The organism is Pseudomonas sp. PS02303 (assembly GCF_029959925.1).
In the GTDB taxonomy this organism is placed as follows: Bacteria; Pseudomonadota; Gammaproteobacteria; order Pseudomonadales; family Pseudomonadaceae; genus Aquipseudomonas; species Aquipseudomonas mandelii.
This window is the reverse complement of the sequence record NZ_JASCOM010000463.1, coordinates 1-2,418: the sequence shown is the minus strand read 5'-3', so window position 1 is coordinate 2,418 and position 2,418 is coordinate 1. Positions and strand designations below refer to the sequence as shown.

The 2,418-nt window shown below is 60.5% G+C and carries 2 protein-coding genes; both read left to right on the top strand.

The window, feature by feature from the left end:
* Positions 1 to 210: 210 nt before the first annotated feature.
* Entirely contained in the window at positions 211 to 1,179 is a 969-nt protein-coding gene (locus QMX98_RS34070; RefSeq protein ID WP_077748258.1) for a LysR family transcriptional regulator, read from the top strand.
* A 336-nt stretch (positions 1,180 to 1,515) separates the two neighbouring features.
* Entirely contained in the window at positions 1,516 to 1,893 is a 378-nt protein-coding gene (locus QMX98_RS34065) for a DUF6124 family protein (protein ID WP_282412062.1), read from the top strand.
* Positions 1,894 to 2,418 lie beyond the last annotated feature (525 nt).

Here is a 2,418-nt window from a genome sequence, read left to right as displayed (position 1 = left end):
AATCAGTCGACATCGTTGGTGACTGTCACGCCGCCTTCGCGGGCAAGCCTCGCTCCTACAATGACCGGCGCAATTCTAGGGGGCGGCCTGTACGGCGATAAGCTGGGAATCCTGTGAATCTTTGTTACCGTTAACGCGATAATCCCTTGGTCGGGGTCTCAGACTCTGAAACCTTGTGTCACAATTTGCCATCGCACCCGAGAGCACCCCATGGACACTTTGCAAAACATGCGCGCCTTCAGTTACGTGGCCGAGGCCGGCAGCTTCACCGCCGCCGCCGTGCAACTGGACACCACCACGGCCAACGTCTCGCGCGCGGTCTCCAACCTGGAAGCCCACCTGCAAACCCGCCTGCTCAACCGCACCACCCGTCGCATCGCCCTGACCGAGGCCGGCAAACGCTATCTATTGCGCTGCGAGCAGATCCTGGCCTACGTCGAAGAGGCTGAAGCCGAGGCCAGCGACGCCCACGCGCGCCCGGCCGGGCAGCTCAAAGTGCACACCATGACCGGCATCGGTCAGCACTTCGTGATCGACGCCATCGCCCGTTATCGCAAGACCCACCCCGACGTTACCTTCGACCTGACCATGGCCAACCGCGTGCCGGACCTGCTCGACGAGGGCTACGACGTGTCCATCGTGCTCGCCAGCGAACTGCCGGACTCAGGGTTCGTCTCCCAGCGCCTGGGCATCACCTACAGCATCGTCTGCGCCTCGCCGGCGTATGTGAAAGCCAACGGCTGCGCGCACAAGCCCAGCGACTTGCTTAACCACGCGTGCCTGCGCCTGGTGAGCCCGGTGATCCCGCTGGAGAAATGGACTTTCGACGGCCCGGAAGGCCAGGAAATGGTCACCATCAACAGCTCGCCGTTCCTGGTGAACTCGGCTGACGCGATGAAAACCGCAATCATCAGCGGCATGGGCGTCGGTGTGTTGCCGGTGTACGCGGCGATTGAAGGCCTGCGCAACGGCACGCTGGTGCGAGTAATGCCGAACTACCGCTCGCAGGAACTGAACCTGTATGCGATCTACCCGTCGCGCCAGTACCTGGACGCGAAGATAAAGACCTGGGTCGAGTACTTGCGCGGGTCGTTGCCGGAGATATTGGCGGCGCATCAGGCGGAATTGGTGGCGTATGAATTGAGTGGGAGTCTGGGTGGGGCTCGGGTGGCGAACTGATTTCACGGTCCTACAGACGCAGTGATTTTGGGGAATGTTTCCGACGGGTTCTGTCGGTTGTTGGGTCAGACGGGAAATGGGTAGGCTTTGTGGGTCGCTGCAAAATCAGCGGCCAGGTCTGGAAAACCTGGCGAACACTTACCAAACCCCATGGCATACTGCGGCGCTTTTTTCTGCACGCAAATCCTTGTTATGGCGGCTGTGCGCGGGAGACCTTCGGGTCTACCGGGTTTTGGTGGGTGTCCCGGTTTTTCCAGTCCGCGCATGGCTGCCACCCTTTCGTCTGGAAAACGAAAGATGGCAGTTCCACTTCATCTGCCAATGAGTAACTTCCGCATGATCAAAGAAACACCGAACCCTCCGGAAACCGACGACGTTTCCCCCTACGAATCCCTCGATTCCAAAAAACTCAACGAAGCCGCCGAACGCGCGCTGGATCACTACCTCAACCCCGCCGCCCTCAAATCCCCTGCCAACCGCAAACCCAGCACGATGTTTTTGATCGCACCGGACATCAAAGACGAAGACCTGCTGGCCCACACCTGCGAGTCATTGGCCCAGGCCAGCGTGATGGCGAGCGACTTCGCGGACCATCTGGAAGGCCCGTACCGGCACAAGGCGATGGCCATTCAACAGATCGTCATGCTGGCTGAACTGGCCGCAAACCGGATGCTGGATAACGTCGCAGTACCAAAACCTGCGCCACACAGCTAATACCTGTAGGAGCCGGGCTTGCCCGCGATGGCGGTCTGACATCCAGCATTGATGTCGTCTGACACTCAGCCATCGCGAGCAGGCTCACTCCTACAAGGGTTCGGCGTACATCTGCAAGAGATGGGTCGGCTGTCAGGCCGCCATCGCTGGCAAGCCAGCTCCCACAGGGGTTCGGCGTATACCTGCAAGATATTGGTCGGCTGTCAGGCCGCCATCGCTGGCAGGCCAGCTCCCACAGGGGGTTGGTGTACATCTGCAAGAGATTGGTCGGCTGTCAGGCCGCCTTCGCGGGCAAGCCTCGCTCCTACAAGAATTCAGCGTATAGCCTTTGATTCTCACCACTCATCAGGCCGAGCGTTAGCTCGCCTGCAGCTCTTGATCTTGATCCACCCGCCCCGTCGGGAGGCTGAGTGGAGGTGTTCATCCGGGGAGTGGCGCGCAGCGCCGTTCGACGCAGTCGAACACGCTGCATGTAGGTCGTCGCGAAGCAGACCGGAGGGCAGTGTCCCCGGATGGATACCGGAG